The organism is Pseudomonas sp. PLB05 (assembly GCF_021106615.1).
GTDB classification, from domain to species: domain Bacteria; phylum Pseudomonadota; class Gammaproteobacteria; order Pseudomonadales; family Pseudomonadaceae; genus Chryseomonas; species Chryseomonas benzopyrenica.
On the sequence record NZ_JAJOHO010000001.1, the window covers coordinates 861,492 to 886,591 of the forward strand.

Genomic DNA, 25,100 nt, shown 5'->3' on the forward strand with positions numbered 1-25,100 from the left:
CGCGGCGATTCCGGCGCAGCCGCCGGAGTCGCAAGCAGAGGAATCTCACCATGCAACAACACGTCGGCAGCTACTACGCGGCTTCGCGTAACCTCCACACCGAATACCCGGCGCTGCATGGCAGTGTCGAGACCGATGTCTGCGTCATCGGCGCCGGTTACACGGGACTTTCCACCGCGCTGTTCCTGCTGGAGCACGGCTTCAGCGTGACGGTGCTGGAGGCGGCGCGGGTCGGCTTCGGCGCCTCGGGGCGCAATGGCGGTCAGATCGTCAACAGCTACAGCCGCGACATCGATGCCATCGAGCGTCAGTTGCCACCCAAGCAGGCGCAACTGCTGGGCGAGATGGCTTTCGAAGGCGGGCGCATCATTCGCGAGCGCATCGCCCGCTACGACATCCAGTGCGATCTCAAGGACGGCGGCGTCTTCGCCGCCCTGACCGGCAAGCAGCTCGGCCACCTGGAAGCTCAGAAGAAGCTCTGGGAGCGCTATGGCCATACCCAGCTGCACCTGCTCGACAAGGCCGGCATCGGCGAAGTGGTCGGCACCGATCGCTATCTGGGCGGCCTGCTGGACATGAGCGGCGGCCATATCCATCCGCTCAACCTGGCCCTGGGCGAGGCGGCGGCGGTGGCCTCCCTGGGCGGCAAGCTCTATGAGCAGAGCGCCGCCACCCGTATCGACCGCGGTGCCAACCCCGTGGTGCATACCGCCAATGGCCAGGTGAAGGCGCGCTTCGTGGTGGTGGCCGGCAACGCCTACCTGGGCGGACTGGTGCCGGAACTGGCTGCCAAGTCCATGCCCTGCGGCACCCAGGTGCTCGCCACCGAGCCGCTGTCCGAGGACATGGCGCGCAGCCTGCTGCCCCAGGACTATTGCGTGGAGGACTGCAACTACCTGCTCGACTACTTCCGCCTCAGCGCCGATCGCCGGCTGATCTATGGCGGCGGCGTGGTCTATGGCGCGCGGGATCCGGCCGACATCGAGGCGATCATCCGGCCGAAGATGCTGCAGACCTTCCCGCAGCTCAAGGACGTGAAGATCGACTTCACCTGGACCGGCAACTTCCTGCTGACGCTGTCGCGATTGCCCCAGGTGGGGCGTCTCGGCGACAACATCTACTACTCCCAGGGCTGCAGTGGCCACGGCGTCACCTATACCCACCTGGCGGGCAAGGTGCTGGCCGAGGCCCTGCGCGGCCAGGCCGAGCGCTTCGATGCCTTCGCCGGCCTGCCGCACTATCCCTTCCCGGGCGGGCAACTCCTGCGCGTGCCCTTCACCGCGCTGGGCGCGACCTACTACCAGCTGCGCGATCGCCTCGGTATCTGACCCTGTCCGCCCGCCTGATCCAGGCGGGCACTCTGGAGATAAGCCATGTCCCCTATGCCCCTGATCGGCGTGACGGCGTGCCGGCAGACGCTCGGCAAGTACGATTCCCATACCGTCGGCGACAAGTACGTCGAGGCCGCGGGTCACGCCGGGCTGCCGGTGGTACTGCCGGCGCGCAGCGTGCCGAGCGATCCGCAGGCGCTGCTGGAACACCTGGACGGCCTGCTGTTCACCGGCTCGCCGTCGAATGTCGAGCCCCATCACTACCAGGGGCCCGCCAGTCTGGCCGGCACCCACCACGATGCCTCCCGGGACGCCTATACCCTGCCGCTGCTGCGGCTGGCCATCGATCGCGGCATTCCGGTGTTCTGCATCTGCCGGGGCTTTCAGGAGCTCAACGTGGCCCTCGGCGGCAGCCTGCATCAACGCGTGCAGGAGTTGCCCGGCCATGACGATCACCGCGAGCCCCAGAGCGAGCTGCTGGCCGAGCAATACGCATCCAAGCATCCGGTCCAGGTGCCGCCGGGCGGGGTGTTCGAGCGCCTGGGGCTGCCGGCGAGCTTCCAGGTGAATTCGCTGCACAGCCAGGGCCTCGATCGGCTGGCCAGTGGGCTGCGCGTCGAGGCCCGGGCACCGGATGGTCTGGTGGAGGGTGTGTCGCTGGCGGACGCGCCGGGCTTCGTCGTCGGGGTGCAGTGGCATCCCGAGTGGAATTTCCGCGAGAACCCCGAATCCCTGACGCTGCTGGACGCGTTCCGCGACGCCTGCCAGCGCCATGCCGCGTCGCGTTAGGCACCTTGCCGCGCACGCCGGACTCTGAATAACAATTCCAACAGCAGGGCAGAGACGCATGACTGAACAGAGCAAGGGCGCACCTGCAGGCGCCCCGGGCAACACCGGGCCGGAAGCCCTGGCCGATCCGTCCGCCAAGGGCCTGGCCGCCGGCTCCCTGGGGCTACTCGCCTGCGTGGTGCTGGGCATTTCCACCATCGCCCCCGTCTACACCCTGACCGGCGCCCTGGGGCCGACCGTGCGCGAGGTGGGCGTCTACCTGCCCGCGGTCTTCATCGTCGGCTTCCTGCCGATGCTGCTGGTGGCCCTGGGGTATCGCGAGCTGAACGCCGTGGATCCGGACAGCGGCACCTCCTTTACCTGGTCGACCCGCGCCTTCGGCCCCATGATTGGCTGGATCGGTGGCTGGGGCCTGGTGACGGCCACCACCATCGTGCTATCCAACCTCGCCGGGGTGGCGGTGGACTTCTTCTATCTCTTTCTCGCCCAGCTCAGCGGTCGAGCAGAGTTGGCGGCGCTGTCGCAGCACCTGCTGGTGAACATCGTCACCTGCTGCGTGTTCATCGCCATCGCGGTCTGGATCAGCTGCCGCGGCATCGGCATGACCATGAGCGTCCAGTACGGGCTGGTCGCCCTGCAGCTGCTGGTGCTGGTCGGCTTCTCGCTGGCGGCCTTCAACGCCGCGCCAGCGGCGGCGCCGGTGGTCTTCCACCCCGAGTGGTTCAACCCCTTCAACGTCGAATCCTTTTCCGCCTTTGCCGCCGGGCTGTCGCTGTCGATCTTCATCTTCTGGGGTTGGGATGTCTGCCTGACGGTGAGCGAGGAGTCGGTGGGCAGCCAGAAGGTGCCGGGGCGCGCGGCGACGGTCACGGTGCTGCTGATCCTGCTGCTGTACCTCTTTACCGCCGCGGCCACCCTGCAATTCGCCGGCATCGGCGACGCCGGCCTGGGGCTGGGCAATCCCGAGATCCAGGAAAACGTCTTCGCCCACCTGGCGGGACCGGTGATGGGGCCGCTGGCGATCCTGATGTCCATCGCGGTGCTGGCCAGTACCGCCGCCTCTCTGCAATCCACCTTCATCTCCCCGGCGCGCACCCTGCTGGCGATGGGATACTACGGTGCGGTGTCGCACCGCTTCGCCCATATCTGCCCGCGCTCGCGCACGCCGCGCTATGCCACCATCACCGCCGGTATCGCCACGGGCGGTTTCTATGTGGTCATGCGCACCCTCAGCGACAACGTCCTGGCGGACACCATCACCGCCCTGGGCATGATGATCTGCTTCTACTACTCGCTGACCGCCTATGCCTGCGTCTGGTATTTCCGCCGCAGCCTGTTCGACAGCCTGCGCCATGCGCTGCTGCGGGGCCTCTGCCCGCTGCTCGGCGCCATCATCCTCTCGGTGATCTTCTGGCAGACCGCCATCGCCAGCCTGTCGCCGGACTTCGGCAGCGGCTCGCACCTGGGCGGTATCGGCCTGGTGTTCATCATCGCCGTGGTGATCCTGGCCCTGGGTCTGGTGCTGATGCTGTTCGCCCGCTGGCGTGCGCCGGCCTTCTTCCAGGGCGAGACGTTGGAGGCGGTCCCGCACCGGGGCTGAAGGGCGCGGGCCGGGTGCCTGCGCGGACGGTCAGTGGCCCAGGACGGGTGAGACGCTCGCCCGGGTGCCCGCCGGAAAGCCGTGGTGCCGGGCAGCCGTCGCGATGGCCAGGGCGCCCAGCGACAAGGCCACCACGGCCCAGCTCAGGGCCTGGGGGCCGACGCCTTCCAGCAACAGGCCGCCCAGGATGCCACCCCCGGCGATGGCGCTGTTCCAGGTCACCACGTTCATCGCCAGGGCTGCATCGGTGCCGCTGCCCGCGGTATCCGCCAGGGCGGCTTGCAGCAGCGTCGCCGCGCCGCCGAACGTCAGCCCCCAGACGAAGAGACCCAGGTACTGCGCCATCGCCGAATCACGGTTGAGCCCCAGCAGCAGCGCGACCGCGGCGAAGCCGGCAAGACTCACCACTCTACCCTCAACCCACCAGCGGCGGCGTCCGCGGCGGTACCTGGCGTTTGGAACCGGTCGCCTCGTAGGCGGCGGCGAGCCTGAGCAGATTCGAGTCGTCATAGGCCCGCCCGGCGAAAGTCAGGCCCACCGGCATGCCGATGTCGGCCATCACGCCCATGGGCACGGTGACGGTCGGCACGCCTAGGTGGCGGATGGCGAGGTTGCCGTTGGCGACCCAGACGCCGTTGCTCCAGGCGATGTCGGCCGAGGCGGGATTGATCTCGGCATCCGCCGGCGCCACGTCGGCCACGGTGGGAAAGAGCACCGCGTCCAGGCCCTGGGCCTGCAGCCAGTCTTCCAGGTCGATCTTGCGCGTTTGTTCCAGGCCGCGCAGGCCGTCGGGGAGGGTGGTGATCTGGTCCAGGGTCTTGAGCCCCCGCTCGGCCATGCGCACGTATTCGGCCATGCCGGCGGCCAGGTCGCCTTCACGGTTGGGCAGGGTGCCGGGTTCGTGGGGAAAGATCAGCTCGCCTTCGACGTCCACCAGCCGGTTCAGGCTGGGATCGTTGTTGTCGCGCAGGAAGGTGTCGAAGCCCCAGGCGGACAGGTCCCAGAGTTCGTCGTGGAGAAAGGCCTGGGAGACGATGCCGCGGTTGAACACCGTGGGCGCGCCGGGGCGGTCGCCTTCGCAATTGGACACCAGCGGGAAGTCCACCTCCACCACGGTGGCGCCGGCCGCTTCCAGGGCGGCGCGGGCCTGTTCCCAGAGGGCGATGACCGAGGGCCGGGTATGGATGCGCTGGCCGGTGGGGCCTCCGATGCCGGGATTGTCGCTGGTGCCGGCCTCCGGGTCCTGGTTGATGAACATGCGCGGCACGCCGAGGCGCTTGCCAGCCAGGGCGTTCGCGTCGACGGCCAGGTCGCTATAGCGGGCCGGGCGGACCTCCGAGGCCTTGGGCAGTGGCACCCAGGGCTGCAGGCGCCAGAGGTCGCCGGAGGTGTCGGGATCGTCCGCCACCACCACGTCGAGCACTTCCAGCAGATCGGCCATGGTGCGGGCATAGGGCACCACCACGTCCATGGTCGGCGTCAGCGGCCAGTTGCCACGCACCGAGATGACCCCGCGCGAGGGGGTGTAGGCGCAGAGCCCGTTGTTGGACGCCGGGCCGCGCCCGCTGGACCAGGTTTCCTCGGCCAGGCCGAAGGCGGCGAAGCTGGCCGCGGTGGCGGTGCCGGCGCCGTTGGAGGACCCGGAGGCGAAGGGCGCGGTGAGATAGCCAGCGTTGTAGGGGCTTTCCGCGCGGCCATAGACACCGCGCTGCATGCCGCCGTTGGCCATGGGCGGCATGTTGGTCTTGCCCAGGCAGATGGCACCGGCGGCGCGCAGCCGCTCGATGGTGAAGGCATCGCGCTGGGCGACCAAGTCCTTGAACGCCGGACTGCCGGAGGCGGCGGTCAGCCCCTTGACCAGATAGCTGTCCTTGGCGGTGTAGGGGATGCCATCCAGCGGCCCCAGGGTCTCGCCCCGGGCGCGACGGCAATCGGACTCGGCGGCTTCGGCCAGGGCCTTGGGATTGCGCACCACCACGGCATTGAGCGCGGTGGCGCTGGCGGGCGGGTCGTAGGCATCGATACGGGCCAGGTAGGCCTCGACCAGCTGCACCGCAGTGGTCTGGCCGGTTTCGAGTGCGCGACGCAACTCGGCGATGGAGCGTTCGGTAACTTCGATCATGGTGGGTCGCCGTTGAGGATTCTGGGATACGGAAGAGGCTGCTGTCAGAGGCCTTGAAGGAAAGAAGCACCGGTGCAGTGTACACCCGAAGCCTGCCGGCTTTTGATTGCGTCCATGCATGGAAGCCTTGCCGAACTGCCCATGCAGGCTAGCCTGCCGACCTCTATGATTGGCCTGAATTGAACCTGTTCGCCGCCCTTGGCGGCGATCCCGTGGCTGGAGTGAGTCATGCTGAAACGCCTAGGCAACGAGCGCACGGTGCTGCGCTTCTCCATCGTCGTCACGGTGGTCCTGGCGGTCGTGGGCATCGCCTTCGGGGTGCTGTCGGGTTCCTACGCCATCGTCTTCGACGGCTTCTATTCGCTGACCGACGCCTTCATGAGTGGCGTGGCGCTGCTGGTGGCCATGCTGATCCATAGACACGGCCAGGAGGCGGAGGGCGACCGGCGACTGGCCGAGCGCTTCAACATGGGGTTCTGGCACCTGGAACCCATGGTGCTCGCCCTCAACGGCAGCGTGCTGTGCATCGTGGCCTGTTACGCGTTGGTCAACTCGATCATTAGCCTGATGAGCGGCGGCAAGGCGCTGGCGTTCGGCATGGCGCTGCTCTATGCACTGGTCGCTGCGGTATGCTGCTTTGGCTTCGCCGCCCTCGTGCATCGCTTGAACCGGGACATCCAGTCGGACTTTCTCAAGCTCGACATCAAGAGCTGGATCATGTCGGGCAGCATCTCGGCCGCCCTGGTACTGGCCTTCCTGGTTGGTGCCCTGGCCGAAGGCACGGCCTACGCCTGGATCACGCCGTACATCGATCCCCTGGTGCTGTCGATCATCTGCGTACTCATCATTCCCATACCGCTGAAGCTGGTCTGGCAGGCCTTCACGGAAATCCTCATGGTGACCCCGCCGCAACTCAAGCAGCAGGTCGATGAGGTCGCCCAGGGCATGGTCTCGCGCTTCGGCTTTCTCGACTACCGTGCCTATGTGGCCAAGGTCGGCCGGGCCCGGCAGATCGAGCTGTATTTCATCGTGCCGGTGGGCTGGCCGGCCAAGACCCTGGACGAATGGGACGCCATCCGCGACGAGATCGGCGAGGCCATTGGCGGCGAGGGCCCGGACCGCTGGCTGACCATCGCCTTCACCACCGACCCGGCCTGGTCGCGCTAGCGGGAGGCGCAGAGGCGTTCGACGTCCGCAGCCAGCTGCTGGAGGATGACTCGGTCTTCGGCCTGGCCCAGGGTGGCTTCGGCCCGGGCCAGCGCCAGGCGGGAATGCCGCAGGCACTCGCGCCTGATCCGCGCATCGCCCTGGACCGCCAGGCGCGCCAGGGATTTCTGCAGCCGCATGCCCACCTCCACCAGGGGCGCCGCGTCGCGGCCCACCGGTAGAAAGAAGTCGTCGAAGAGATCGTCCAGCGATAGCTCCGGCACCTCGATCCGCGGATAGCGAGGCTCGACGGGCTCGCGCCTTTCGGTGAGTTCGGTGAGCAGCCGTTGGGCGCGACCGAGGATGGCGATGGCGGTGCCCGAATCGCTGCGCGAAGGCACCAGCGCCCCGGTGGCGATCTCGCCCAGCACCGTCAGGCCGAAGCGCGGATCCTGGTCGTGCACCCGGCGCGCATCCAGGGTGAAGGCGGCGCGCAGGCGCGCGTCCTTTTCCGGCGGTAGGCCTTCCACCCAGAGCAGCGGCTGCGCCGGATCGAGAAAGGCGCCGGGCAGGGCGGCCAGGCGCAGGCGAGCGCGGTCGCCGCAGAGGTCCGCCAATAGCGGCATGTCTACCCGTTGCAGATAACCGGTGCGGTCCGCCAGGACCGGGCGGCCGTTGGCGGGTTCATCGACCGGCGCCGCCACCCCACCCAGGTAAGGATGGGTCAACCAGCGCTGCAGGCTGTGCCGGGCGGCGTCTTCGATGCTATCGCTGGTGGCATCCAATTGCCCCAGCCGGGAGAGGTGGTCGATCCAGCGCAGCAGGGTGAAGACGATCAGCAGGATCACCACCAGGGTGACGGCGAAGAGCACCACGCGGCCGTTGTCGCCGTAGAGGCCGGTGCTCAGGGCGATGATGCCGACCAGGCTGAACAGGAAGGAGCCGAGAAAGGTGGCCAGGGCGTTCTGGGTAGTGCTGTCTTCCAACAGCAACGGATAGGCCCGGGGCGTCACGCTGCTGGCGGCGGCGTTGTAGGCCGTCACCATGGTGCTGAGGGAAAAGGTGGTTACCGCCAGCATGCTGCTGGCGATGATGGTGAGAATCTTGTCGACGGCATCGGCGCCGACCTTGGCCGGCAGACTGGCCGGGATGTGGTCACGCAGGAGCAGGGCGAGGAGGGCGGTCGCCACCCCGGCGACCGAGAACAGGGTGGCGCGGAACCACAGGCGTCGCTGGAGTCCGCGCAGGACCCAGCCCAGGCGGGCCAGCACCGGCCGTCAGCCCATGGCCGGCGGAACGGGGGTGGCGCTCAGCTGGGCGAGTCGCTGATCAGCCTGCTGCTGGAGCTTGTCGCGCATCTGCCGCGCGGCTTCCCGGGCGTCGCCGGATTTCAGGCCATTGCGGTCGGCATCCACGGTGGTCAGCACCGCACCGAGGGCACCATGCACCAGGCGACCGCCGGCCAGAGTGTCGCTGCGCAGCGGTTCGACGGTGAGCGGCGTGGCGATCACGGCGAGATCCAGGGCTTCCAGGCACAGCTGAGCGGTAGCGATGGGAATCTGCACGGCGTTGGCCGCGGCCAGATTGAGCGCCTGCTGGCGACGTTCGCCCTCGGCCCCGGCGCCACTGGCCTGACGATCGGCTTCCAGGTAGTTGGCGAAGGCCTGCACATCGGCGTCGGCACAGGTGCTCAGGGCTTCCTGCAGGCGCTCGCCCAGGGTGATCAGCTCGGCGTGGCGGGTCACCGGCTGGCGCTGCTGGCTGAGCTTCAAGCCCTTGAGGACCAGCGCGACGCCCAGGCAGGCCGCCACGGTAGCCGCCGCGCCACTGCCCGGGGTGGGCAGGGTGGAACCGGTGCCGTCGCGGAACTGGGCGAGGGTCTGCTGCCAGAGAGTAGAGGTTTCGTTCATGCCAACCGCCTGCGAGCAAAGGGTAAGGGATTCGGTCATGACCGAACGCAGTTTGGATCCTGCGAAACGCCTGAGGTTCGCAAGCTAAGTGCAATAAGCGAAAGGGGTTATTTCGATTTACGTCGTACCTCGAACCTTGTTTCGGTTAAGGTGATCCTGAAACAATAAGTTACAAGGAGTCACCTGTGGATCCTGCTGCGCTCGCTTGGGTCGCCCACGACACCCGGCTGATCTCTTGCTGCCTGGCCGCCATCCTGGCCATCGTCCTGCTGATTGGCGTCACCCGGTTGCCACCCTTCCTGGCCATTCTCATCGGCACCTTCATCGCCGGCCTGGGGGCCGGGCTGCCCGCCGAAGCCGTGGCCAAGGCCTTCAGCAAGGGCGCGGGTGGGATCCTTGGCGAGGCCGGCATCATCATCGCCCTGGGCTCCATGCTCGGTGCGCTGATGGCGGAGTCCGGTGCCGCCGATCGCATCGCCAGCACCCTGCTGGGCCTGGGCAAGGGTCGCAGCCTGCCCTGGGTCATGGCCCTGGTGGCCATGGTGATCGGCCTGCCGCTGTTCTTCGAGGTCGGCCTGGTACTGATGGTGCCCATCATCTTCGTCATGGCGCAGCGCTCCGGGCAGCCGTTGCTGCGCATCGCCATTCCGGCCCTGGCCGGGATGACCACCCTGCACGCGTTGCTGCCGCCGCACCCCGGTCCGCTGATCGCGGTCGGGGCATTGCACGCGGACCTTGGCCTGACCATGCTCCTGGGCCTGGTGATCGCCATCCCCGCGGTGATCCTGGCCGGTCCCCTGTACGGCGGCTGGCTGTCGCGGCGCATGACGATCCAGCCGCCGGCGGAGCTGGGCGAGTTGTTCAGCGCCCGGGATCAGGGCGCGCGCCAGCCGGGTTTCGGTCTGTCGTTGCTGGTGATCCTGTTGCCGGTGCTACTGATGCTGGGCAGCACCTTCGCCAAGGTCGCCCTCGACCCGCACAGCGGTCTGGCGGAGGGGCTGAAGTTTCTTGGCGAACCCCTGATCGCCCTGGGGCTCGCCGTGCTGGCGGCCACCGTGCTGCTCGGCTGGGGCAGTGGCATGCCGCGCGAGCGCGTCGGTGGCGTGCTGCGCAAGAGCCTGGCGCCCATCGCCGCGTTGCTGCTCACCATCGGCGCCGGCGGTGGCCTCAAGCAGACCCTGCTCGACGCCGGGGTCAGCCATACGGTGGCCAAGGTCGCCGAGGGCGCCCATCTGCCCTACATCCTGCTGGCCTGGCTGATCGCGGTGGCGCTGCGCCAGGCGACCGGCTCGGCGACGGTGGCGACCACCACCACGGCCGGTATCCTGGCGCCGGTGGTGGCCGGGCTGGCCGGTCCCCAGGCCTCGCTGATCGCCCTGGCCATCGGCGCCGGCTCGGTGTTCTTCTGCCACGTCAACGATGCCGGCTTCTGGATGGTGCGCGAGTATTTCGGCCTGGAGCTCAAGCAGACGCTGTGGGTCTGGTCGGTGCTGCAGACCCTGGTTTCCGTCACTGGTCTTGCCGGTACGCTATTGTTGTCACTCTGGATCTGACGAACCCCTGCCCATGGACAACGACTCCACCCTGCACCGGCCGCGGCGCCGCGATCTCTTCCTCGGTTTCTTCGGCCTGGGCATCACGGCCTTCGGTGGGGTGCTGCCGCTGGCGCGGCGCTACCTGGTGGAGAAGCGGCGCTGGCTGTCGGCGGAGGAATTCACCGAATTGCTCGGCCTCTGCCAGTTCTTGCCGGGCGGCAACATCATCAACCTCTCGGTGGCGGTGGGCATGAGATTCGCCGGCTGGAGCGGCGCCCTGGCCGCTGCCGCCGGGTTGCTGGTGGGGCCGACCCTGGTGGTGGTCGGCCTGGGCGTTCTCTACGACCGCTACCATGACGACCCCCTGGTGGGCCGCGCCTTCGCCGGTCTCGCGGCCGCGGCCGCCGGCCTGCTGGTAGCCATGGCGGTCAAGCTCATTCAGCCCTTGCGCGGTCGCTGGCTGGCTTTGGGCATCGCCTGCCTGGCCTTTCTCGCCCTGGCGCTGTTCAAGCTGCCGCTGCTCTGGACCATGCTGGTGCTCACCCCGATCAGCGTCCTGCTCAGCTATCGGCAGGGCCTATGAGCGCGACTCTGCTGGCCCTGGCACTGATCTTCACCCAGCTCTCGCTGCTGGCCTTTGGCGGTGGCAATTCGGTGCTGCCGGAGATGCAGCGCCAGGTGGTGACGGTGCACGGCTGGATGAGCGCCGCCGACTTTGCCGCCCTGTTCGCCTTGGCCCAGGCGGCGCCTGGTCCCAACCTGATGATCGTGCCGCTGATCGGCTGGCACGTGGCCGGCTGGCCGGGGCTGCTGGTGACCTCCCTGGCCAAGTTCGTACCGTCCTCGCTGTTGACCCTCGGCGTGCTGCACCTCTGGCAACGCTTCGCCGACCGCCCCTGGCGCCGTCATCTGCAGGCCGGACTGGTGCCGGTCACCGTCGGCCTGGTAGCCGCCAGTGCCTGGCTGGTGGGCGTGAGCGTGGCCACCACGCCGCTGTGGGTGCTGATCCTGGCGGCGGGTGCTCTGGGGTCGCTATTTACCCGCTGGCATCCGCTGTGGCTGCTGGCCGGCGGGGTGCTGGTCGGGATAGTGTTTGGTAGCTAAGCCAAAAAGCTGGGCAAGATCGTCCAGCCATCAACCCGAGGACCTCACCTTGCAGCTAAGCCATCGGCCGGTCCAAGACAGTGACCTGCCCGCCCTATGTGAATTCTCCAAGAACCCCACGGAGCTGATGTTCTGGTTTCCCCGTGCCCAATTCCCGCTCACCCCAGTTCAATTGCAGGCCGCCATCGCGGAGCGTCGCGACAATCGCGTCGTGGTGGCGGATGGGCGAGTGGTGGGATTTTCCAACTTCTGCAGGTGGGCGGATGAGGTGTATGCGATTGGCAATGCCGTCGTTGATCCCGCCTACCGGGGGCAGGGGGTCGGACGTTACCTGCTGAAGATGATGATAGGGCGCGCGTTCGAGACACACGGCGCCCGTGAAGTGGTCCTTTCCTGTTTCAACGCAAACGTGGTGGGGCTACTGCTCTACCAAGCCTTGGGCTTCACCCCTTATGCCATCGAAGAGCGACGTTCGGTGGCCGGTGAGCGGGTGGCGCTGATTCATCTCAGACTGCCTCGGCCTTACCGGTGATCACCCGCCCCCAGAATCCCTCGCTGCGCGAACTGCTGTTCACGGTACGCGGGTCCATCGTCCAGGCGATCTGGCGCAAGCTGCTCTATGTGATGCTGCTGAGCCTGGCGGTGACCCTCAGCCATGGCGTCATCCTGCGCTTCGACTTCGGCCTGACCACCACCCCGTTGACCCTTTGGGGCCTGACCCTGGCGATCTTTCTCGGCTTTCGCAACACCACCGCCTACCAGCGCTTCTGGGAGGCGCGTGGTCTGTGGGGCGAACTGCTGATCGCCGGACGCAACCTGGCGCGCCAGGTCGAGACCCTGTTGCCCAGCCTGAATGCGGTCGAGCGCCGCCAGCTGCTGACCCCGCTGTTGGCCTTTGGTTATGCGCTGCGTGATCACCTGCGCCGGGAAGCACCGTCTGCCGATCTGCAGCGCGTGCTGGTGGATGAGGAAACCCTGCTCGCGGTCCCTCACCGACCCAGTGCGCTGATCCGCCGGCTGGGCACAACGCTGGTTGCCCGGGCACGACAGGAAGGGCTCGGTGACCCGCTGATCGCCAACGTCGATAACCAGCTGGACCGGCTGACCACGGTGCTCAGTGGCTGCGAGCGCATCCGCCAGACCCCCATTCCCTATCCCTACATCCTGATGCTGCACCGGGTGGTGCACGTCTATTGCTTCCTGCTGCCGTTCTGCCTGGTGGACAGCCTGGGCTGGTTCACGCCCCTGGCGGTGCTGGTGCTCGCCTACACCTTCTTTGGCCTGGATGCCCTGGGCGACCAGATCGCCGATCCCTTCGGCACCCAGCCCAACCACCTGCCGCTGGACGCCCTCAGTCGTGGGCTGGAAATCGCCGTGCTGGATCTGCTGGGCGAACCCACCCCGGAGCCGATCCGCGCGGAGGCGGGGTTGTTGCGGTGATGGCGTGATGATTCGCGTTGATGCGATCACGGCCATGGGCCGCTCCTACAGCAGAGGTGTATCTGTAGGAGCGGCCCATGGCCGTGATCAGCAGTGTGCCTCAGAGCGGTCACATCGGCGGATCGCCATGGCCGTGCCGTGCCGTGCCTTGCTGTCAGGTGTCTTGAGCTTCTTTCGCTACCCGCTGCGGACGCCTGACCAGCTCCCCGCGACAATTCGGACACTGCTCCTGCAGCGGCCCCGCCGCGCATTCCGTGCAAAAGGTGCATTCATAGGAGCAGATCACCGCCTCCTTGCTCTCCATCGGCAACGCCTTGGCGCAGTGCTCACACGAAGTCCGCATGTCCAGCATGGCTGTCGCTCCCTGATCAGGCGCCGAAGCGCGCTGCGTAGTCCTGGGGGCTGACCGCCAGGTGCTTGTGAAAGGTGCGTCGCAGATTTTCAGGGTGGCCGAAGCCACACAGGCGCGAGACGGTGGCGATGGAGGCCTGGCCGTCCTGCAAGAGCACCCGCGCCGTCTCCAGCCGGACCTGCTCGACATAGCGACCCGGGCCCATGCCCACCTCGCGACTGAACAGCCGCGACAGGGTACGGGGCGCCATATGGGCGCGTTCGGCCAGGCGCTCCAGCCCAAGGTCCTCGCCGAGATGGCCGGGAATCCAGTCGAGCAGGGCGGCCAGGCGGGGCGTCCGTCCCGGATCGGGCGCCAGGCAGGCGCTGAATTGCGCCTGGCCACCGGGACGGCGGAGGAACATCACCAACCGACGCGCCACCGCCAGGGCCAGGGGGCGCCCGATATCGGCCTCCACCAGCGCCAGGGCCAGGTCGATGCCGGCGGTGACGCCGGCCGAGGTGAAGACATGGGGATCGCCATCGCGCCCCAGTGGATCATAGGTATGCAGGCGGTCGCCCTGGACCTCGATGGCCGGAAAGGCCGCCAGTTCGTCGACATAGGCCCAGTGGGTGGTGGCCCGGCGGCCGTCAAGCAGGCCGGCACTGGCCAGCATCAAGGCGCCGGAACACACCGAGCCAAGACGCCGCACCCGGGGTTCCAGATCGCGCAGCCAGGCCTGCAGGCCGGCATCCTGGCGTAGCGTCTCGATGCCTATGCCGCCAGGGATCAGCAGGGTGTCCACCTCGCCCACGTCCAGGTCGTACCAACCCTGTTCGGCCTGGATGCCGATGCCGGCTGACGTCCTGACCAAGCCTTCGGCGGCGCCCAGCAGGCGCAGCTGATAGTAGGCGGGCAGGCCCTGACGTTCCCGTTCCAGGTTGGCCGAGGCGAATACCTGCAGCGGGCCGGTGACGTCCAGGCTCATGACGTCTGGGTAGAGCAGGGCAGCGATCAGCGGCATGGGTGGCTCTCCGTAGCGATCTAACGAGCATGCCTGGCCGCCCCGGCTGGCGACAAGGCCAAAGACCCCACGGATCTGGCCATTCTGAAATAGGTTGGATTTGGCGTGACTCGCGCCCGGCCTTATCATCGCCGCCCATGAACTACACCGATCCCAAGCAACTGGCACCCTTGCTGGAAGCCATCCTGCTCGCTGCCGGCCGCCCCCTGACCCTGGAGCGTCTGGCCGAACTCTTCGAAGAATACGAGCGCCCCGAGCCCGCCCACCTGCGCGCCGGTCTCGCCGTGCTCGGTGGCTCCTGTCGCAAGCGCGGCTTCGAGCTCAAGGAGGTGGCGTCCGGCTATCGCCTGCAGGTGCGCGAAAAGTACGCGCCTTGGGTCGGGCGACTCTGGGAGGAGCGTCCGCCGCGCTATTCCCGCGCCATGTTGGAGACCCTGGCGCTGATCGCCTATCGCCAGCCGATCACCCGTGGCGAGATCGAAGAGGTGCGCGGCGTGGCGGTCAACAGCCAGATCGTCAAGACGCTGCTGGAGCGCGACTGGATCCGTGTGGTGGGCTATCGCGACGTGCCCGGCCGCCCGGCCATGTTCGCCACCACCAAGGCCTTTCTCGACTACTTCGACCTGCGCAGTCTCGACCAACTGCCGCCTCTGGCCGAGGTCCGCCAGTTGGAACCCGAACCGGCGTCGGTGCTGGAAGACCCCGAGTTGAGCCTGGCGGCACTGGGGGTAGGGGAGCCGGAGCAAGAAGAGGACACCCTGGTGATCCCCGAGCGCACCAGCTTTCGCACCCTGCTCACCGAGCTGGACGCCATGGAGACCGGCCTCAAGACCGATTTCGACGACCTGCGCCAGGCGGCGGACGAAGAAGACGAGGGTTGAGTCAGCCCTGTTGGGCTTCGCTACGCTCAGCCCAACCTACATAAGCCTCCCCAGTGGCTGATCCGTATCGCGGCCATGCCGGTGCGCCGTAGCGACCGCTCCAGGCTCCGATTTAACTGTAGGAGCGGCCCATGGCCGCGATATTCGAATAGGTTGGCGCTTCGCATAGCGAAGCCCAACACTCTCGCCAAAACGAAAAAAGCGCCCGAAGGCGCTTTCTTCCAACTCAGACCTACAGACCTCAGGCCGGCGCGTTGACCAGCGCCTTGCAGGTATCGAGCATACGGTTGGAGAAGCCCCACTCGTTGTCGTACCAGGCCATGATCTTCACCAGCTTGCCGCTCACCTTGGTGTGGTTGGCGTCGAAGATCGACGACAGGCGGTTGTGGTTGAAGTCGATGGAGACCAGCGGCTTGTCGTTGTAGCCCAGCACCGGCGAAGCTTCGGCCGCCGCCTTCATGAAGGCGTTGATGGTCTTGGCGTCGGTTTCCTTGGCGGTCAGGATGGTCAAATCGACCAGCGACACGTTGATGGTCGGTACGCGCACCGCCATGCCGCTAAACTTGCCTTGCAGCTCCGGCAATACCAGGCCCACAGCCTCGGCGGCACCGGTCTTGGTCGGAATCATCGACTGGGTGGCCGAACGCGCCCGGAAGGGGTCGGAGTGGTAGACGTCCGACAGGTTCTGGTCGTTGGTGTAGGCATGGATGGTGGTCATCAGACCGTTCTCGATGCCCAGCTCGCGCTGCAGCACCTGGGCGACGGGCGCCAGGCAGTTGGTGGTGCAGGAGGCGTTGGAGATGATCTGGTGCGACTGACGCAGGATGTTGTCATTGACGCCATAGACTATGGTGGCGTCCACGTCCTTGCCCGGTGCCGAGATGATCACCTTGGAGGCGCCGGCTTCCAAGTGGGCAGCGGCCTTGTCGCGGCTGGTGAAGAGGCCGGTGCATTCGAACACCACGTCGACCTTCAGGTCCTTCCACGGCAGCTCGGCAGGGTTGCGGATGGCCGTCACGGCGATGCGGTCGCCATTGACCACCAGCTTGTCGCCCTCGACGGACACCTCGGCAGGGAAGCGGTCATGAACGCTGTCATACTGTAGGAGATGCGCATTGATGGCGGCGTCGCCCAGGTCGTTGATCGCGACGACCTCCAGGTCCTGGCGATAGCCCTCGGTATACAGCGCCCGCAGCACGTTGCGGCCGATGCGTCCAAAACCATTGATGGCAATACGAATACTCATTGAGAGAAACCTCGCGATAGCTGGGTTTTGTTGTAAAAAACATTACACATGACGCGTGCTAAGCGGAATAATAGCGCCAATTTGGCTGTGAATGTTTTAAATAACAACAAATTTAGCCCGGTGGAGAATCGAAACCATGCATCCTCGCGTCCTCGAAGTCACACAGCGGTTGGTGGAACGCAGTCGTCCGACCCGTGAGCGTTACCTCGCCATGATCCGGGCCGCCGCCAGCGACGGTCCGCAGCGCGGCAAGCTGCAATGCGCCAATTTCGCCCATGGCGTCGCCGGGTGTGGATCCTCGACGGATAAGCAGCGCCTCCGTTTGATGGACCAGGCCAACGTCGCCATCGTTTCCAGCTACAACGACATGTTGTCGGCTCATCAGCCCTACGAGCACTACCCGGAGCTGATCAAACAGGCGCTTCGCGAGATCGGCTCCGTCGGTCAGTTCGCCGGCGGCGTGCCAGCCATGTGCGACGGCGTGACCCAGGGCGAGGCCGGCATGGAGCTGAGCCTGGCGAGTCGTGAAGTCATCGCCATGTCCACCGCCGTGGCCCTGTCGCACAACATGTTCGACGCCGCGCTGCTGCTGGGCATCTGCGACAAGATCATTCCCGGCCTGATGATCGGCGCGCTGCGCTTCGGCCATCTGCCGATGATCTTCGTCCCGGGCGGCCCCATGCCTTCGGGCATCTCCAACAAGGAGAAGGCGCGCGTGCGCCAGGCCTTCGCCGAGGGCAAGGCGACCCGCGAAGAGCTGCTGGAATCGGAGATGAAGTCCTACCACAGCCCCGGCACCTGCACCTTCTATGGCACCGCCAACACCAACCAGGTGGTGATGGAGGTGATGGGCCTGCACCTGCCGGGTTCTTCCTTCGTCAATCCCTACACCCCGCTGCGTGACGAACTCACCCGCGAGGCGGCGCGCCAGGTGACCCGCATCACCCATCAGGGCGGCAACTTCATGCCGCTGGGCGAGATCGTCGACGAGAAGTCCATCGTCAACTCCGTGGTCGCCCTGAGCGCCACCGGTGGCTCGACCAACCATACCCTGCACATCCCGGCCATCGCCCAGGCCGCCGGCATCCAGCTGACCTGGGACGACATGGCCGAGATCTCGGCGGTCACCCCGACCCTGGCGCAGGTCTATCCCAACGGCAAGGCCGACGTGAACCACTTCCATGCCGCGGGTGGCGTCAACTTCATGGTGCACACCCTGCTCGAAGCCGGGCTGCTGCACGAAGACGTCAACACCATCATGGGCCACGGCCTGTCGCGCTACCTGCAGGAACCCTTCCTGGTGGACGGCAAGCTGGAGTGGCGCACTGGGCGCGCCGAGAGCCTGGACGAAGACATCCTGCGTCCGGCTAGCCGCCCGTTCAACGAAGAGGGCGGCCTGCGCGTCATGCAGGGCAACCTCGGCCGCGGCGTGATGAAGGTGTCGGCCGTGGCGCCCAAACATCAGTTGGTCGAGGCCCCGGCGCGGGTCTTCCATGACCAGAGCGAACTGGCGGCCGCCTTCAAGGCCGGCGAACTGGAGCGCGACTTCGTCGCGGTGGTACGCTTCCAGGGACCCAAGGCCCTGGGTATGCCCGAGCTGCACAAGCTCACCCCCTACCTCGGCGTGCTGCAGGATCGCGGTTTCAAGGTGGCCCTGGTCACCGACGGCCGCATGTCCGGCGCCTCGGGCAAGGTTCCGGCGGCGATTCATGTCTGCCCGGAAGCCATCGACGGCGGTCCGCTGGCCAAGGTCTGTGACGGCGATCTCATCCGCGTCGATGGGCGTACCGGAGAGCTGAGGATTCTGGTCCCGGCGGACGAATGGATGGCCCGCCAGACGGTCGAAGCGCCCCAGGGCACCGGGGTAGGCTGTGGTCGTGAGTTGTTCGCCTTCATGCGCGGCGCCATGAGCACGGCTGAATCGGGTGCCAGTGCATTTACTTCCAGCCTGGAGGCGCTGAAATGAGTTTGGCTTTGGTTGGCGACATCGGGGGCACCAATGCCCGCTTCGCCCTGTGGCGTGACGGTCGCCTGGAGGCCATCGAGGTCTTCGCCTGTGCGGATTACGCCTGTCCGGAAGACGCGGTACGCAAGTACCTGGCGCAGACCGGCGTGGCGCTGGATGACATCACCGCCGTGTGCCTCGCCTGTGCGGGCCCGGTGGGCGAAGGCGACTTCCGCTTCACCAATAATCACTGGGTGATCAAGCGCGAGCAGTTCTGCCGCGAGCTGGGTCTGACTCATCTGCTGCTGATCAACGACTTCACGTCCATGGCCTGGGCCATCGCTCGCCTGGATCCGGCGGACTCGGTCCAGGTCCGTGACGGCATCGCCTTGCCGACCCGCCCGCGCCTGGTGATCGGGCCTGGCACCGGCCTGGGTCTCGCCAGCCTGGTGCCCAGCGGCAAGGATCGCTGGATCGTGCTGCCGAGCGAGGGTGGTCACGTCGACCTGCCGATCAACACCCAGCGCGAATTCGATATCTGGAAGATCCTCAAGCGTCAGTTCGGCAATCACGTCTCCGCGGAGCGCGTGGTGTCCGGCAGCGGCCTGGTCAACCTCTATCACGCGAGTTGCGAGCTGGACGGCCGGACCGCCGCCCTGCACAGCGCGGCGGACATCTGCGAGCTGGCGCTCAAGGGCGATCCCTATGCCGATGCCGTGCTGGAGCAGTTCTTCATCTGGCTGGCGCGGGTCGCCGGCAACGCGGCCCTGACCCTGGGCGCCCTGGGTGGCGTCTATATCGCCGGCGGCATCCTGCCGCGCTTCGTCGAGCGCTTCCAGAGCGGGGCCTTCGCCCATGCCTTCGCCGACAAGGGCAAGACCAGCAGCGCCTACCTCAAGGACATCCCGGCCTGGCTGGTGACCGCCGAGTATCCGGGGCTGTTCGGTGCCGGCGTCGCCCTGGATCAAACCATCGCCGAGGCGCGACAGGTCTAAGAGCCTGTTCAAAGTCTGCTGCGCGTCGGCCAAACTGCGTTAAAAATGGCTTCGGAATGCTCATTTACCATTCGTAAACTCCGCTTCCTCAGCCATTTTTGCCTTGTTTGGCTCTAGCTCGCGATCCTTTGAACAGGCTCTGATCCACCCCGGGGTGGGCGACTACTCAAGGTCGCCCGACCCCGGTATGCTGCCGGCACTACCGGTAGCTGGCCTCCGGCCAAGACAACAAGAGCGAACATCGCCATGTCCACCCTGGGCAAATCCCTCCTGGTCGTCGACGACGACGGGGAAATTCGTGAGCTTCTCGACGCCTATCTCACCCGTGCCGGCTATCAGGTGCGCGCCGTTGGCGATGGCCGCGAGCTGCGCCGGGCGCTGGGTGACTTCGTCCCCGACCTGCTGATCCTTGACGTCATGCTCCCCGGCGAAGACGGCTTCGCCCTCTGCCGCTGGATGCGCGAGCAGTCGAGCTGCCGCCAGGTGCCCATCATCATGCTCACCGCCAGTTCCGACGAGGCGGATCGGGTCATTGGCCTGGAGCTGGGCGCCGACGACTATCTGGGCAAGCCCTTCAGCCCCCGCGAACTGCTGGCGCGCATCAAGGCGCTGTTGCGCCGGGCCGGCTTTGGCGAAACGCGTCCGGTGGCTACCGGTCTGCTGACCTTCGACGACTGGCGCCTGGATCCGGTCAGTCATCGGCTGTTCCACCGCGACGGCGAGGAGGTCATCCTGTCGGGCGCCGATTTCACCCTGCTCAAGCTGTTTCTCGATCATCCTCAGCAAATCCTCGACCGCGACACCATCGCCAATGCCACCCGTGGCCGCGAGGTGCTGCCGCTGGAGCGCATCGTCGACATGGCGGTGAGTCGCCTGCGCCAGCGCCTGCGCGACACCGGCAAATCGCCGCGGTTGATCCGCACTGTGCGGGGATCCGGCTACCTGCTCGCCGCCGAGGTCAGCGGACTGGTCGCCGATGCGGTGTAGCGGTCCCCTCGCGCGGCTGGTGCCGCGTTCCCTGCTGGCGCGGATGCTACTCCTGACCCTGCTGGCGGTGCTCCTGGCCCAGGGCGCCTCGGCGCTGTTCTGGTCGGCCGCATTGCGCAGCGATCGCAACCAGGGCCTGCAGACCGCGGCCCGCAGCCTGGGCTATTCCATCGCCGCCAGCGTCCGTTATTTCAGCCTGCTGCCACCGGCCTATCGGCCGCTGGTGCTGGAACAGCTGCGCAACATGGGCGGCACGCGCTTCTTCGTCTCGCTCAACGAAAAGCCGCTGACCATGCAGGCACTGCCCGCGACCACAGGGCGTCGCGCCGTGCTGCAGGAGGTCGAAGCGGTGCTGCGCGAACGCCTGGGCGCCACCATGCCCATGTACGTGGAATTCATCGGCCCGCAGCAGCTGCGGCTGTTCAACGGTGCCTTGGCGCTCGACGAACTGCCGCGCTCCTGGGCGCACTATGCCCTGAGTCTGGAGCCACTGGAGCCGCCGGTGCTGGTGACCCAGATCCGCATCGGCGAAGGGGAGTGGGTGTATCTGGCGACCCTGATGCCGGCGCCTTACTACAGCCTAGACGAGTCCTGGCTGCCCCTGCAGCAGCTGCTGTTCATGGTCTTCAGCAGCGCCTTCCTGCTGCTGTTCATCGGCCTGCTGATCCGCTGGCAGAGTCGCCCGCTCAAGCGGCTGTCGCGCGCTGCGCGGGAGCTGTCGCTGGAGGTCCATACGCCGCCGGTGCGGGAAGAGGGCGCCCAGGAGATCCGCGAGGTCACCCGCGCCTTCAATGCCATGCGTGAACGCATCGCCCGCTACCTGGACGAGCGCGCCCAGCTGTTCAGCGCCATCTCCCACGACCTGCGCACCCCCATCACGCGGCTGCGGCTGCGTGCCGAGTTGGTGGACGACGAGGTGATGCAGGCCAAGCTCGTGCGTGATCTCGACGAGCTGGATCTGTTGGTGAAGGGCGCCCTGCAGTGCGTCAAGGACACCGACATCCACGAGAACTTGGAGCCGGTCGACCTGCAGGCGCTGCTGGTGCAGCTGGTGGAGCCCTTCACCCAAGAGCAGCCCCCGCGGGTATGCCTCACCGGAGAAGCCCAGGGCACCCTGCTGGGCAAGCCCCTGGCGCTCAAGCGCTGCATTGGCAATCTGCTGGACAACGCCCTCAAGTATGGCCATCGCGCTCATTTGCAGGTGGAGGACGACGGTCATGCCTTCGTCCTGCATGTCGACGACGAAGGGCCAGGAGTGCCCGAGCAGGAGTTGGAACAGGTGTTCCAGCCCCACGTCCGCCTGGCCACCGACCGCCAGGGTTACGGCCTGGGCCTGGGCATCGCCCGCAACCTGGCCCACGCCCATGGCGGCGAGGTGGAGCTGCGCAACCGCCGCGAGGGCGGTCTGCGGGTGACCCTGACCCTGCCGCGCAGCTAGGCAGGACCCTGCCGCTATGTCACCAGCTCGTGACAAAACGCCTTCCCTTCGTTACCCACGGCCGCAGTCGTCTGACTAGACTCGGCCCAGCTCCAATAAAAAAACAACAAGGAACGACCCCTCATGAAGGCATTGAATCGTCTCGCTCTCGCCGTTTCCCTTTCCTGCGCCGCGCTGGCTGCCCCCCTGACCGCCCATGCCGGTGAGGTCGAGGTGCTGCACTGGTGGACCTCCGGTGGCGAGGCTCGCGCCGTCGATGTGCTCAAGCAGCTGATGCAGAAGCAGGGCGATACCTGGAAGGACTTCGCCGTAGCCGGTGGCGCTGGTGAAGCCGCCATGACCGTGCTCAAGACCCGCGCCGTCTCCGGCAATCCGCCGTCCGCTGCCCAACTGAAAGGGCCCGACATCCAGGAATGGGCCAGCATGGGCTTCCTGGCCAACATCAGCGACATCGCCAAGCAGGGTAACTGGGACACCATCCTGCCCAAGCGCGTGGCCCAGACCATGCAGCACGACGGCGAGTACGTCGCCGTACCGGCCGGTATTCACCGCATCAACTGGCTGTGGATCAACCCCGCCGTCTTCAAGAAGGCCGGCGCCAAGGTGCCCACCACCCTGGATGAATTCTTCGAAGCCGCCGACAAGCTCAAGGCCGCTGGCGTCGTGCCCCTGGCCCACGGTGGTCAGAACTGGCAGGACGGCACCATCTTCGAATCCCTGGTCATGGCCATCATGGGCCCGGAAGGCTACGACAAGGTCTTCGTGCAGACCGATGCCGACACCATCCGTAGCGACAAGATGGTCGAGGTCTTCAAGACCTTCAAGCGCATCAAGGGTTACGTCGATCCCAACGCCGCCGGTCGCGACTGGAACCTGGCCACCGCCATGGTCATCGAGGGCAAGGCCGGCATGCAGATCATGGGCGATTGGGCCAAGGCGGAATTCACCGCCGCCGGCAAGAAGCCGGGCGTCGACTACGAATGCGTGGTGATGCCAGGCACCCAAGGCGACTTCATCTACAACATCGACTCCCTGGCCATGTTCAAGATCAAGAACAAGGACAACCAGAAAGCCCAGGACGACCTGGTACGCACCGTCATCGACAAGCCCTTCCAGGAGGTCTTCAACCTCAACAAGGGCTCCATCCCGGTGCGTAACGACATCGACCTGTCCAAGTTCGACAGCTGCGCCCAGCAGTCCGCCAAGGACTTCCAGGCGGCCAACGCCGATGGCAAGGCCGAGCCGAGCATGGCGCACAGCATGGCCAACACCAGCTACGTGCAGGGCGCGATCTTCGACGTGGTGACCAACTTCTTCAACGACGCCAACGCTGATCCGAAGAAGGCCACCGAGCAACTGGTCGCCGCCATCCAGGCCGCGAAGTAAGCGCAAACAGCCATCGGTGAGGATTGTTTATCGCGGCCGTAGGCCGCTCCTACAGGCCAATCGTCGGCTGTAGGAGCGGCCCATGGCCGCGATCATCCAACTCCCTGACGTCAAGATAATACCACCCCTGAGAATGCCTCCATGGCTCTTACCGAAGCTCTTCCCGCGACGGCGGTCAGCCGACGCCCGGACCGGCTGCAGCGCCTGCTGCCCAAGCTGGTGCTGGCGCCCACGGCCATCGCCATGGTCGTCTGCCTCTATGGCTACATGCTGTGGACGGCGGTGATCTCCTTTACCAATTCGCGCTTCCTGCCTAGCTACAATTTCGCCGGTTTCGCCCAATACGCACGGCTGCTGGAAAACGACCGCTGGCTGGTGGCCTGCAAGAACCTGGCGATCTTCGGCGGCCTGTTCATCCTGTTGAGCCTGGCCATCGGCGTCTTCTTCGCCATCCTGCTGGACCAGCGCATCCGCCGCGAAGGCTTCATCCGCACCATCTACCTCTATCCCATGGCGCTGTCGATGATCGTCACCGGTACCGCCTGGAAATGGCTGCTCAACCCAGGCATGGGCCTGGACAAGCTGCTGCGCGACTGGGGCTGGGAAGGCTTTCGCTTCGACTGGCTGGTGGACCCCGACCGGGTCATCTACTGCCTGCTGATCGCCGCCCTCTGGCAGGCCTCGGGTTTCGTCATGGCCATGTTCCTCGCCGGCCTGCGCGGCGTGGATTCCTCCATCCTGCGCGCCGCCCAGGTCGACGGGGCAGGGCTGCCCACCATCTACCTGCGCATCGTCCTGCCGAGCCTGCGGCCGGTGTTCTTCAGTGCGGTGATGATCCTCGCCCACATCGCCATCAAGAGCTTCGACCTGGTGATGGCCATGACCGCGGGCGGCCCCGGCTACGCCTCGGACCTGCCGGCGGTGTTCATGTACCAGCACACCTTCACCCGCGGCCAGATGGGCCTGGGCTCGGCCAGTGCGGTGCTGATGCTCGGCGCGGTGCTGGCGGTGCTGGTGCCCTATCTCTACTCGGAATTGCGGAGCAAGCGAAATGGCTAAGGCTCTGAACGTCAATCGCGTGGCCATCCACGCCACCCTGATCATCGCCTGCGCGGTCTATCTGGTGCCGCTGCTGGTGATGCTGCTGACCAGCTTCAAGACCCCGGACGATGTCCGCACCGGCAACCTGCTGAGCCTGCCCCTGGACTGGACGGTGATCGGCTGGCTCAAGGCCTGGGACGTGGTGCACAGCTACTTCTGGAACTCCTTCCTGATCACCGTGCCGGCGGTGCTCATCTCCACCTTCATCGGCGCGCTCAACGGCTACGCCCTGTCGAAGTGGCAGTTCCGCGGCTCGAACCTGCTGTTCAGCCTGTTACTGTTCGGCTGCTTCATTCCCTTCCAGGTGATCCTCCTGCCGATGTCCTTCACCCTCGGCCAGCTGGGCCTGGCCAACACCACCGCCGGCCTGGTGCTGGTGCACGTGATCTACGGCCTGGCCTTCACCACGCTGTTCTTCCGCAACTACTACGTGGGCATCCCCGATGCCCTGATCAAGGCGGCGCGGCTGGACGGAGCGGGCTTCTTCACCATCTTCTTCAAGATCCTGCTGCCGCTGTCCACGCCCATCGTGATGGTCAGCCTGATCTGGCAGTTCACCCAGGTGTGGAACGACTTCCTGTTCGGCGTGGTGTTCGCCAGCGGCTCGTCGCAGCCCATCACCGTGGCCCTGAACAACCTGGTCAACACCAGCACCGGCGCGAAGGAATACAACGTCGACATGGCCGCCGCCATGATCGCCGCGCTGCCGACGCTGCTGGTCTACATCTTCGCTGGCAAGTATTTCGTCCGGGGCCTGACCTCGGGCGTGGTCAAAGGATAAGGAACGCC

General features: G+C 66.4%; 22 protein-coding genes and 2 pseudogenes. 17 read left to right on the top strand and 7 right to left on the bottom strand.

Translation table 11 applies throughout. The annotated features are described in order from the left end of the window. The first annotated feature begins 50 nt into the window (after positions 1-50). From LRS53_RS03965 to LRS53_RS03975, 3 genes are read left to right on the top strand one after another with little or no spacing between them, the layout of a single operon-like run. A complete protein-coding gene (locus tag LRS53_RS03965) occupies positions 51-1,328 on the top strand; it encodes an NAD(P)/FAD-dependent oxidoreductase (protein WP_231355009.1) in 1,278 nt (425 codons plus the stop codon). 45 nt (positions 1,329-1,373) lie between these two features. Beyond that, positions 1,374-2,120: a gamma-glutamyl-gamma-aminobutyrate hydrolase family protein gene (locus LRS53_RS03970; protein WP_231355010.1), complete on the top strand. Its 747-nt coding sequence runs from the start codon at positions 1,374-1,376 to the stop codon at positions 2,118-2,120. 58 nt (positions 2,121-2,178) lie between these two features. After that, the gene (locus tag LRS53_RS03975) at positions 2,179-3,720 is read left to right on the top strand and encodes an APC family permease (RefSeq protein ID WP_231355011.1); all 1,542 of its coding nucleotides are present in this window, start codon (positions 2,179-2,181) and stop codon (positions 3,718-3,720) included. Positions 3,721-3,750: 30 nt separating this feature from the next. Here the strand turns inward: LRS53_RS03975 and LRS53_RS03980 are convergent. Together LRS53_RS03980 and LRS53_RS03985 are read right to left on the bottom strand one after the other, a co-directional pair. Beyond that, positions 3,751-4,143: pseudogene (locus LRS53_RS03980) on the bottom strand (MFS transporter); the annotation flags it as partial. Continuing rightward, a complete protein-coding gene (locus tag LRS53_RS03985) occupies positions 4,136-5,842 on the bottom strand; it encodes an amidase (protein ID WP_231355012.1) in 1,707 nt (568 codons plus the stop codon). The gene LRS53_RS03985 and the pseudogene LRS53_RS03980, both read right to left, overlap by 8 nt. A gap of 228 nt (positions 5,843-6,070) precedes the next feature. Between LRS53_RS03985 and LRS53_RS03990 the strand changes: the two genes are divergently transcribed. Beyond that, positions 6,071-7,009 carry a cation diffusion facilitator family transporter gene (locus tag LRS53_RS03990; RefSeq protein ID WP_231355013.1) on the top strand — a complete coding sequence of 313 codons (939 nt, stop codon included), beginning with the start codon at positions 6,071-6,073 and terminating at the stop codon, positions 7,007-7,009. Here the strand turns inward: LRS53_RS03990 and LRS53_RS03995 are convergent. Both LRS53_RS03995 and LRS53_RS04000 read right to left on the bottom strand, forming a co-directional pair. Then, positions 7,006-8,259: a DUF2254 domain-containing protein gene (locus tag LRS53_RS03995; RefSeq protein ID WP_231355014.1), complete on the bottom strand. Its 1,254-nt coding sequence runs from the start codon at positions 8,257-8,259 to the stop codon at positions 7,006-7,008. The two genes, LRS53_RS03990 and LRS53_RS03995, sit on opposite strands and share 4 nt — an antisense overlap. Positions 8,260-8,265: 6 nt before the next feature. After that, a complete protein-coding gene (locus LRS53_RS04000; RefSeq protein ID WP_017641321.1) occupies positions 8,266-8,898 on the bottom strand; it encodes a cyclodeaminase/cyclohydrolase family protein in 633 nt (210 codons plus the stop codon). Positions 8,899-9,083: 185 nt separating this feature from the next. On the opposite strand from LRS53_RS04000, the gene LRS53_RS04005 reads away from it, so the two are divergent. Genes LRS53_RS04005 through LRS53_RS04025 form a run of 5 tightly spaced genes read left to right on the top strand, consistent with a single transcriptional unit; the run spans position 9,084 to position 12,977 of the window. Then, positions 9,084-10,451: a GntT/GntP/DsdX family permease gene (locus LRS53_RS04005; RefSeq protein ID WP_231355015.1), complete on the top strand. Its 1,368-nt coding sequence runs from the start codon at positions 9,084-9,086 to the stop codon at positions 10,449-10,451. A gap of 13 nt (positions 10,452-10,464) precedes the next feature. Then, entirely contained in the window at positions 10,465-11,016 is a 552-nt protein-coding gene (locus LRS53_RS04010; protein WP_093251952.1) for a chromate transporter, read from the top strand. Continuing rightward, the gene (locus tag LRS53_RS04015) at positions 11,013-11,537 is read left to right on the top strand and encodes a chromate transporter (protein WP_231355016.1); all 525 of its coding nucleotides are present in this window, start codon (positions 11,013-11,015) and stop codon (positions 11,535-11,537) included. The genes LRS53_RS04010 and LRS53_RS04015 overlap by 4 nt, the downstream gene beginning before the upstream one ends. A gap of 49 nt (positions 11,538-11,586) precedes the next feature. Then, complete coding sequence (locus LRS53_RS04020; RefSeq protein WP_160922680.1) at positions 11,587-12,069, top strand: GNAT family N-acetyltransferase; 483 nt, start codon at positions 11,587-11,589, stop codon at positions 12,067-12,069. Next, on the top strand, positions 12,066-12,977 hold the full coding sequence (locus LRS53_RS04025; RefSeq protein WP_231355017.1) for a bestrophin family protein: 912 nt from the start codon (positions 12,066-12,068) through the stop codon (positions 12,975-12,977). The genes LRS53_RS04020 and LRS53_RS04025 overlap by 4 nt, the downstream gene beginning before the upstream one ends. 154 nt (positions 12,978-13,131) lie before the next feature. Here LRS53_RS04025 and LRS53_RS04030 read toward each other — a convergent pair whose 3' ends face one another. Beyond that, entirely contained in the window at positions 13,132-13,329 is a 198-nt protein-coding gene (locus LRS53_RS04030) for a DUF1272 domain-containing protein (protein ID WP_331275285.1), read from the bottom strand. Between the two features lie 16 nt (positions 13,330-13,345). After that, positions 13,346-14,332: a GlxA family transcriptional regulator gene (locus tag LRS53_RS04035; protein ID WP_231355018.1), complete on the bottom strand. Its 987-nt coding sequence runs from the start codon at positions 14,330-14,332 to the stop codon at positions 13,346-13,348. 137 nt (positions 14,333-14,469) lie between these two features. Here LRS53_RS04035 and scpB point away from each other — a divergent pair. Continuing rightward, a pseudogene (gene scpB / locus LRS53_RS04040) lies at positions 14,470-15,210 on the top strand (SMC-Scp complex subunit ScpB); the annotation flags it as partial. A 244-nt stretch (positions 15,211-15,454) separates the two neighbouring features. Here scpB and gap read toward each other — a convergent pair. Then, on the bottom strand, positions 15,455-16,459 hold the full coding sequence (gene gap, locus LRS53_RS04045) for a type I glyceraldehyde-3-phosphate dehydrogenase (protein WP_017641313.1): 1,005 nt from the start codon (positions 16,457-16,459) through the stop codon (positions 15,455-15,457). Between the two features lie 136 nt (positions 16,460-16,595). Here gap and edd point away from each other — a divergent pair, with 136 nt between their 5' ends. From edd to LRS53_RS04080, 7 genes are all read left to right on the top strand, one after another. Next, positions 16,596-18,425, top strand: coding sequence for a phosphogluconate dehydratase (edd, locus tag LRS53_RS04050; protein WP_017641312.1), 1,830 nt, complete (start codon positions 16,596-16,598; stop codon positions 18,423-18,425). After that, positions 18,422-19,399 (top strand): glucokinase, encoded by a 978-nt coding sequence (locus LRS53_RS04055; RefSeq protein WP_064309577.1) that lies wholly within the window; start codon positions 18,422-18,424, stop codon positions 19,397-19,399. Before edd ends, LRS53_RS04055 begins: the two co-directional genes overlap by 4 nt. Positions 19,400-19,645: 246 nt before the next feature. Beyond that, positions 19,646-20,386 carry a response regulator gene (locus LRS53_RS04060; RefSeq protein WP_017641311.1) on the top strand — a complete coding sequence of 247 codons (741 nt, stop codon included), beginning with the start codon at positions 19,646-19,648 and terminating at the stop codon, positions 20,384-20,386. Then, positions 20,376-21,824, top strand: coding sequence for an ATP-binding protein (locus LRS53_RS04065; RefSeq protein ID WP_269216621.1), 1,449 nt, complete (start codon positions 20,376-20,378; stop codon positions 21,822-21,824). Before LRS53_RS04060 ends, LRS53_RS04065 begins: the two co-directional genes overlap by 11 nt. A 123-nt stretch (positions 21,825-21,947) precedes the next feature. Further along, positions 21,948-23,210 (top strand): ABC transporter substrate-binding protein, encoded by a 1,263-nt coding sequence (locus LRS53_RS04070; RefSeq protein ID WP_184287483.1) that lies wholly within the window; start codon positions 21,948-21,950, stop codon positions 23,208-23,210. A 141-nt stretch (positions 23,211-23,351) separates the two neighbouring features. Then, positions 23,352-24,269: a carbohydrate ABC transporter permease gene (locus tag LRS53_RS04075; protein WP_231355020.1), complete on the top strand. Its 918-nt coding sequence runs from the start codon at positions 23,352-23,354 to the stop codon at positions 24,267-24,269. After that, the gene (locus tag LRS53_RS04080; protein ID WP_140216771.1) at positions 24,262-25,092 is read left to right on the top strand and encodes a carbohydrate ABC transporter permease; all 831 of its coding nucleotides are present in this window, start codon (positions 24,262-24,264) and stop codon (positions 25,090-25,092) included. The genes LRS53_RS04075 and LRS53_RS04080 overlap by 8 nt, the downstream gene beginning before the upstream one ends. Positions 25,093-25,100: the final 8 nt, after the last annotated feature.